This is a genomic window from Methylobacterium platani (genome assembly GCF_001653715.1).
Lineage (GTDB): Bacteria > Pseudomonadota > Alphaproteobacteria > Rhizobiales > Beijerinckiaceae > Methylobacterium > Methylobacterium platani.
Genome location: NZ_LWHQ01000017.1, coordinates 260146 through 267165 on the forward strand (window position 1 = coordinate 260146; position 7020 = coordinate 267165).

The 7020-nt window shown below is 72.8% G+C and carries 8 protein-coding genes and 3 tRNA genes; 7 read left to right on the forward strand and 4 right to left on the reverse strand.

The features are described from left to right. Nucleotides 1-166 precede the first annotated feature (166 nt). Nucleotides 167-1237 carry a hypothetical protein gene (locus tag A5481_RS10930; protein ID WP_053082406.1) on the reverse strand — a complete coding sequence of 357 codons (1071 nt, stop codon included), beginning with the start codon at nucleotides 1235-1237 and terminating at the stop codon, nucleotides 167-169. Continuing rightward, nucleotides 1234-2706 (reverse strand): FAD-binding oxidoreductase, encoded by a 1473-nt coding sequence (locus A5481_RS10935; RefSeq protein WP_048434631.1) that lies wholly within the window; start codon nucleotides 2704-2706, stop codon nucleotides 1234-1236. The genes A5481_RS10930 and A5481_RS10935 overlap by 4 nt, the downstream gene beginning before the upstream one ends. A gap of 147 nt (nucleotides 2707-2853) precedes the next feature. Between A5481_RS10935 and A5481_RS10940 the strand changes: the two genes are divergently transcribed. The 6 genes from A5481_RS10940 to A5481_RS32305 all read left to right on the forward strand — a co-directional run bounded on the left by A5481_RS10940 (nucleotide 2854) and on the right by A5481_RS32305 (nucleotide 4662). Beyond that, the gene (locus A5481_RS10940; RefSeq protein WP_048434632.1) at nucleotides 2854-3552 is read left to right on the forward strand and encodes a fumarylacetoacetate hydrolase family protein; all 699 of its coding nucleotides are present in this window, start codon (nucleotides 2854-2856) and stop codon (nucleotides 3550-3552) included. A gap of 13 nt (nucleotides 3553-3565) precedes the next feature. Further along, on the forward strand, nucleotides 3566-4036 hold the full coding sequence (locus tag A5481_RS10945) for an NUDIX domain-containing protein (RefSeq protein ID WP_048434633.1): 471 nt from the start codon (nucleotides 3566-3568) through the stop codon (nucleotides 4034-4036). A gap of 128 nt (nucleotides 4037-4164) precedes the next feature. After that, nucleotides 4165-4239 (forward strand) — tRNA-Gly (locus tag A5481_RS10950). 28 nt (nucleotides 4240-4267) lie between these two features. Continuing rightward, nucleotides 4268-4342 (forward strand) — tRNA-Gly (locus tag A5481_RS10955). A 24-nt stretch (nucleotides 4343-4366) separates the two neighbouring features. Continuing rightward, nucleotides 4367-4441, forward strand: a tRNA-Gly gene (locus A5481_RS10960). Nucleotides 4442-4449: 8 nt separating this feature from the next. Then, entirely contained in the window at nucleotides 4450-4662 is a 213-nt protein-coding gene (locus tag A5481_RS32305; protein ID WP_082173178.1) for a hypothetical protein, read from the forward strand. A 164-nt stretch (nucleotides 4663-4826) separates the two neighbouring features. Here A5481_RS32305 and A5481_RS10965 read toward each other — a convergent pair whose 3' ends face one another. Next, nucleotides 4827-5309 (reverse strand): peroxiredoxin, encoded by a 483-nt coding sequence (locus tag A5481_RS10965; RefSeq protein ID WP_048434634.1) that lies wholly within the window; start codon nucleotides 5307-5309, stop codon nucleotides 4827-4829. A 364-nt stretch (nucleotides 5310-5673) separates the two neighbouring features. Between A5481_RS10965 and A5481_RS10970 the strand changes: the two genes are divergently transcribed. After that, nucleotides 5674-6219, forward strand: coding sequence for a YqgE/AlgH family protein (locus A5481_RS10970; RefSeq protein WP_245238888.1), 546 nt, complete (start codon nucleotides 5674-5676; stop codon nucleotides 6217-6219). A gap of 16 nt (nucleotides 6220-6235) precedes the next feature. Here A5481_RS10970 and A5481_RS10975 read toward each other — a convergent pair. After that, nucleotides 6236-7020 (reverse strand): hypothetical protein (locus A5481_RS10975; protein ID WP_064503944.1); only part of this gene is annotated, 785 nt, incomplete at its 5' end.

The window sequence follows — 7020 nt, forward strand, 5'->3', positions numbered from 1 at the left end:
GATCTCCTTCCACGTCGTTTCACTCGTCCGGGACAGGGGGAGGCTGACGAGGATCGTCCGTCCACGTGGTCGGGCTGAGGTCGCAGTGTCGCGTGCGCGGCCCCGGGACGACCCGGTGGCTACGAGTACCCGTGACGCCTCGTCGAAGGGCGCTCGATCGCCCGGCTCACCCCACCCCCGGCAGGCACCCCTCCGTCACCCGCCAGTCCCGCGTCTCGACCGCCGTTCCGGCCGGCCCCGCCAGCATCAGCCCGATCTCCGCCTCGCTCTGGCGCTTGCGCGTCCGGGTCGCCGTGTAGACGGTCTGCCAGGTCCCCCGGCGGGCGGGATCCGCCTCGCGGCGGGCATGGGGCGCGGCGTCGACGAAGGCGAGGGCGGCGCGGGTGCCGGGGAAATCCGCGGGCAGGCGGATCTCCGCCGCGACGGTGTGGAGGCGGTTCGGCCGCAGGCCGGCGACCGGGCGGGCGCCGACGAGCGCGCCCGGCTCCGATGCCGCGGCGGTGAGCGCGTGGCGGACGGTCTCGGACGCTTCGAAGAGCGGCGGGCCGGCCGGCGCCAGGGACGGGGGAGCGACCAGGCTGTGGCGCAGGGCGTAGGCCCGGCCGCAGACGGCGAGCCAGCCTTCGAGGTCGGCATCGGTCGCCGCCGCGTAGGGGGCGAAATGCGGCAGGGTACCCTGCATCAGGCCCTCGCCGCGCCACACCACCTGACCTGGCGCACCGGCCTCCGCCGCGCAGACCCGCAGCAGCGTCACCGGGCCGATCGCCCGCAGGCCCGCGAGGAGGCGGCGCACCTCGGCTTCCGTCTCCCCCGGCGGTCCCTTGCGGACCAGGATCTTCTCGCCCCCGGCGAGGTCGGCGAGCAGCCGCTCCTTGAGGTAGGCGACCCGGCGGATCTCGCGGTCGAGGATGTCGGCCGGCTTCACCCGGGGCGCCGTGTCGCCGGTGTGGTAGGCGAAGGCGTAAGCCCGGCTGTGGCAGAACAGGTAGCCGCCGGCGCCGACCCGGACCTCGAGGTCGCCCGGTGCGCCGTAATGGACGAACCCCGTCTCGACCGCGTGGGTGAGGTCGGCGATGGGCGCCGAGGACAGGCGGAACAGCCCGAGGGGATCGGTGCCGGCATAGCGCTGGGCGATGCCGAACTCGCAATTGTCGCCGAGGCTCTCGAAGGCGCCGAGGAGCGAGGCGGCGGTGAGCCCGGCCGGCGCGGCCGGCGCCCGGCCGAACAGGGAGATCATGCGGCCGTGCCGGACCGTGCCGCCGTCACGGGGCCCGGAGCCTTCACGGGGAACGCCTCCGGCCCGTCCTCGCCGGCCAGGACCTTGCCGGGATTGAGGATCCCGAGCGGATCGAGGGCGCCCTTGAGGCGGCGCATCAGGTCGAGGGCGACCGGGTCCTTGTAGCGGGGCAGCTCGTCGCGCTTGATCAGCCCGACGCCGTGCTCGGCGGCGATCGAGCCGTCCATGCCGTGGACGATGTCGTGGACGATGCGGTTGAAGCGCGGCCATTCGGCGAGGAAGGCCGCCTTCTCGGCCCCGACCGGCTGGGTCAGGTTGAAGTGGATGTTGCCGTCGCCGAAGTGCCCGAAGGCGCAGACCCGCACCCCCGGCAGGGCCGCCTCGCAGGCCGCCCCGGCCCGATCCAGGAACTCCGCCACCCGGGAGACCGGCACCGAGACGTCGTGCTTGATCGAGCCGCCCTCGTGCCCCTGCATCTCCGACAGGCTCTCGCGCAGGCGCCACAGGGCGGTCCCTTGCGCCTCGCTCTGGGCCAGCACCGCGTCCTCGGCGAGCCCGGCCTCGATCAGCTCGCCGAGCCGGGCTTCCAGTTCCTCAGGGGCGTCCGGCGCCGGCGAGGAGAGCTCGACGAGGGCGTAAGCAGCGTGGTCGCCGGCGAGCGGCCGCACGGCGCCGGGCAGGTGGCGCAGCACCACCTCCAGGGGGAAGCGCGGCACGTACTCGAAGGCGGTCAGCCGCGGTCCCAGGCGCTCGCGCAGGGCCCCGAAGGCGTCGAGGGCGGCGCGCGCGGAGGGCAGGCCGAGGAACGCGGTCGCCTTCGAGACCGGCCTTGGGTGCAGCCGCAGCACGGCCGCCGTGATGATCCCGAGCGTCCCCTCCGAGCCGACGAAGAGGTTCTTCAGGTCGTAGCCGGAATTGTCCTTGCGCAGGGCCCGCAGGCCGTTCCAGACCTGCCCGTCCGCCAGCACCACCTCGAGGCCGAGCGTCAATTCGCGGGCATTGCCGTAGGCGAGCACCGCGGTGCCGCCGGCATTGGTGGCGAGGTTGCCGCCGATCCGGCACGAGCCCTCGGAGGCCAGCGACAGCGGAAACAGCATCCCGGCGGCCTCCGCCGCCGCCTGGACGTTCGCGAGCACGCACCCGGCCTCGACCGTGATGGTGGCATCGAGGGGATCGACCGCGCGGACCCGGTCGAGGCGGGCGAGCGAGATCACCACGCCGCCGAACGGCACGCCGCCGCCGACGAGCCCGGTATTGCCGCCATGGGCCACCACCGGCACCCGCGCCGCGGCGCAAGCCGCGACCGCGACCGCGACCTCCGCCGTGTCGCGCGGGCGCACGACCGCGAGCGCCGTCCCCCGGTAGAGGCCGCGGGTCTCGGCGAGATGGGGGGCGATGTCGGTCTCGGCGGTGAGGACGTGCGCCGGCCCGAGGCGGGAGCGGAGCGTGTCGATGAGGCTGTGGGTCACGGGAGGCGCCGGGGAAGCGTTTGCGGGAGAGAGGGTTGCGGCGGGGCGGGATGGCGCGCCGCGGGCCCGGCCTCTAGATAGCGGTCGGCCGGCCCCTTTTCCAAGATGCGCGGCCCTTCGCGAAACCTCGCCCGAGACAGCAGGCTCATGCTCTCCGTGATCCCGAACCCGCCGCGCACCGCGCTCCCGATCCAAGGCACCGACGACCTGTTCCCCGTGCGCCGGGTCTACTGCGTCGGGCGCAACTTCGCCGCCCATGCCCGCGAGATGGGCGCCGACCCGACCCGCGAGCCGCCGTTCTTCTTCATGAAACCCGCCGACGCCCTCCAGGTGGTGCCGGACGGCCAGACCGTGGAACACCCCTATCCGCCGAAGACCGAGAACTACCACCACGAGGTCGAGCTGGTGGTGGCGCTGGCGAAGGGCGGGCGCGACATCCCGGTGGAGCAGGCCCTCGACCACGTCTACGGCTACGGCGTCGGCCTCGACATGACCCGCCGCGACCTGCAGGACGACGCCAAGGCCTTGCGCCGCTCCTGGGAGCTCGGCAAGGCCTCGGATCTCTCGGGCCCTGTCGGGACCCTGAAGCCGGCCTCGGTCATCGGCCATCCGGACAAGGGGGCGATCACCCTCTCGGTCGACGGCACCTTGCGCCAGAAGGGCGACCTCTCCGACATGATCTGGTCGGTGGCCGAGCAGATCGCCTATCTCTCGACCTACTTCGCCCTCGAGCCCGGCGACGTGATCTTCGCCGGCACGCCGGAAGGCGTCGGCGCGGTCACCCGCGGCCAGACCATGGTCGGGACGATCGCGGGCGTCGGCGAGATCCGCCTGACGGTGGTCTGAGGAGACCTCCCGGATGACGCGCCGACAGGCCCTCCTGATGCGGGCCGCCCACCTCGTCTGGCGCTTCACCCGCGGCATGACCCTCGGGGTGCGCGGGGCCGCGATCGACGCGGAGAACCGCGTCTGCCTCGTGCGCCACACCTACATGGACGGCTGGCACCTGCCCGGCGGCGGCGTCGAGCCGGGCGAGACGGCTCTCGCGGCCATGGCCCGCGAGTTCCGCGAGGAGACCGGGATTGTCCTCGATCCGGGCGCCGCGCCGGTCCTGCACGGCTTCTACTTCAACGACCGCGCCTCGAAGCGCGACCACGTCGCGCTCTACGTCGCCCGCGCCTTCACGGTGCCGGTGCCCAAGCGTCCCGACCGCGAGATCGCCGAGGCCGCCTTCTTCCCCCTCGACGCCCTGCCGCCGCAGACCACCCCGGCGACCCGGGCGCGGCTCGCCGAGATCCGCGACGGGCTGCCCCCCGCCGCGACCTGGTAGCGAAGGCTTGGTAGCGAAGGCTTGGAGCCGACTCCGCAACCGCCTCTGCAACCCCTTGCGCTCCCCGGCGGAATGGTGTTTATGCCGCTCATCGGCGCCGCCACGGTGACGCCGACGGAAAACAGCGAGCGGGTGTAGCTCAGGGGTAGAGCACAACCTTGCCAAGGTTGGGGTCGAGGGTTCGAATCCCTTCGCCCGCTCCAGTTTTTCCACGAGGCCGAACGGGTTTGGGCGGGTGTAGCTCAGGGGTAGAGCACAACCTTGCCAAGGTTGGGGTCGAGGGTTCGAATCCCTTCGCCCGCTCCAAGTTCGGACGGCCTGACAGAGTGAGCGGGTGTAGCTCAGGGGTAGAGCACAACCTTGCCAAGGTTGGGGTCGAGGGTTCGAATCCCTTCGCCCGCTCCAATTGTCCCATGATGAACAATCCAAACACAACAGCATCGACCGTCGATGAGTCGGCTGAAGCCCGAACCGACGCAGGCGCGCGTGAGGACGGCAGCGAGCCCGCCTCCGATGCATCGTCGCGCAGAGGTGGCATCCTGGCCGCGTTGCGGCGGTCGCCGCTGGTCGGCGCCGATCTCGACCTCGCCCGCCGTCACGAAGAGACGCGGGTCATCGACCTGTGATCCGCCCCCGTGGCGAACGCTCGATCATCTCTCTCACCCTCATCCTGACGTGGTTCAGGCAGCAGCACGTCAGCATGAGGGCGGGGATGGGACGGCCGGGAAACAGCCGGATCCCGACGCCTTCGACGTCAGTCAGTGAGCCGTGACGGCCGGCGGCGTACGCCTCACAGCGCCTTCAGCAGGTTCTCCGCCCCTGACGTATCCGCCTTCGACGGCGCGTCCTCGACGTTGAGCACCCGCACCACGCCGTCCTCGACCAGCATCGCGTAGCGCTTCGAGCGCACACCGAGGCCGAAGCCGGTGCCGTCCATGTCGAGGCCGAGGGCCTTGGCGAAGTCGCCGTTGCCGTCGGCCAGGAACTCGATGCCCTCGGCGCCGGCCGCCTTCGACCAGGCCTCGAGCACGAACACGTCGTTGACCGAGGTCACCGCGATCGCGTCGATGCCGCGGGCCAGGATGTCGGCGCGCCGCGTGACGTAGCCGGGCAGGTGGTTGCGGTGGCAGGTCGGCGTGAAGGCGCCCGGCACCGCCACCAGCACCACGCGGCGGCCCTTGAACACGTCGTCGGTGGTCTTGGCCGCCGGGCCCTCGGGGCCCATCACCCGGAAGGTCGCCTGGGGCAGGTGATCGCCGACCTGGATCGTCATCGTGCTCTCCTCGCGGAACGGTCCGGGCCGGCCCCGCCGGGACCTCGGGCCCGGGATGGGGTCCAGCGGCGGGGTCTAGCGCGGCGGTCGGACCGAGTCGAGGCGGGCGCCCGCGAAGCTGCGGCAAGCGCAGCGGGAGCCGGCGGGCGCCCGCGCGCGTTCACCACCATGGCGGGCTATGGACAACGCCGGGGCGGGGCGTAGCATGGGCATCATGCGCAGCAGATTTCCACAGGACCTTCTCTCCCAGGACGCCGCCGGCGCCAAGCCGGATCCGCGCGCCCGGCCGGATCCGCGCGCCGAGAGCGGGGAGGGGGCGGCCCGCGGCGCGCCGAGCTACCTCGACGGGCAACTCCTGGTCGCGATGCCGGGCATGGTCGACGAGCGCTTCTCGCGCTCGGTGATCTACCTGTGCGCGCATTCGGCGGAGGGGGCGATGGGCATCATCGTCAACAAGCCGGCGGCCGACCTCAACATGCCGGACCTCCTGGTCCAGCTCGACATCATCGCCCAGGACGATGCGATCCGCCTGCCGAGCCGGATCGGCCACATGCCGGTGCTGATGGGCGGGCCGGTCGAGGCGAGCCGGGGCTTCGTGCTGCACTCCCCCGATTTCCACATCGACCAGTCGACCCTGCTGATCGACGACGGCATCTGCCTCACCGCGACGATCGAGATCCTGCGGGCGATCGCCGTCGGCAAGGGACCGGCGAGCGCGGTGCTGGCGCTCGGCTATGCCGGCTGGCAGGCCGGCCAGCTCGAGAGCGAGATCCAGGCCAACGGCTGGCTGCACTGCCCGGCCGATCCGGACCTGATCTTCAACTCCGCCCTCGAGACGAAGTACGACCGGGCCCTGCGCGGCATCGGCATCGAGCCCGCGATGCTCTCGGCCACCGCCGGCCACGCCTGACGGCGCCCGCGGCGCGCTACTGGTCCTGCGCGCCGGCCTCGAAGCCCGGGTTCATCCCCTCCACCGCCGGGGCCGGACGCTTGCGCGCCGCCGGGCGCGGCGCGTTGCTGGCGGTCGGGGCGGCGCCGGACAGGCCGAGGCGGGTGGCGAGCGACAGCGCCCGCGCCTCGGAGAACCGCAGGTGGCAGAAGCCGTGCGAGCCCTCGCGGACATAGGCGCGGCACATCTGCTCGCGGTCGGCCGAGAAGGCGGCCTGCTCGGTCACGATCGGCCGGACGTCCTCGCGCCGGGCGCGCTGGGTCATCACCTTGTAGTTCTCGCGCACCGCCTTGTCGGCGACGCCGCGGGCGGAATCGAATTCCTGCGCCCGCGGCAGCAGGGTGGCGGCGCCGGGTCCCCACAGGCCCTTCGGCGTGGTGGCGCAGTCGGCGGCGGTGAAGACGCACGAATCGGCCTCGGCGAGCGGCGTCACCATCACGCTGCCCTCCAGGATCTCGAACCGCAGCGGGCAGGCCGGGCCGGAGGAGGCGAGCTGGGTCACGCCGTTGGGCTTGCCCTGGTCGGCCAGCGCCAGCAGCTGCCCGTCGCCGAGCGCCACCTTGCAGGCCTCGGTCGGCTGCGAGACCTTGGTGCCGGCGAGCGTCACCCGGGCGGTGAAGCCGGCACCCGAACGGTCGAGGCGGAGCGAGCCGGCATTGCCGTTCTGCTGCAGGTCCTGGCCGAGCACCGCGTCGTCGCTCGGGGTCTTGAGCACCACGGGCTTGGGCGGGGCCGGCGGCGCCGGGGCGGGGCGGGGCGCGG

Coding starts and splice junctions, on each gene's coding strand:
- A5481_RS10930 (WP_053082406.1), bottom strand. CDS start 1,237: ATGATCTCCCTGTTCGGCCGGGCGCCGGCCGCGCCGGCCGGGCTCACC.
- A5481_RS10940 (WP_048434632.1), top strand. CDS start 2,854: ATGCTCTCCGTGATCCCGAACCCGCCGCGCACCGCGCTCCCGATCCAA.
- A5481_RS10945 (WP_048434633.1), top strand. CDS start 3,566: ATGACGCGCCGACAGGCCCTCCTGATGCGGGCCGCCCACCTCGTCTGG.
- A5481_RS32305 (WP_082173178.1), top strand. CDS start 4,450: ATGATGAACAATCCAAACACAACAGCATCGACCGTCGATGAGTCGGCT.
- A5481_RS10965 (WP_048434634.1), bottom strand. CDS start 5,309: ATGACGATCCAGGTCGGCGATCACCTGCCCCAGGCGACCTTCCGGGTG.
- A5481_RS10970 (WP_245238888.1), top strand. CDS start 5,674: ATGCCGGGCATGGTCGACGAGCGCTTCTCGCGCTCGGTGATCTACCTG.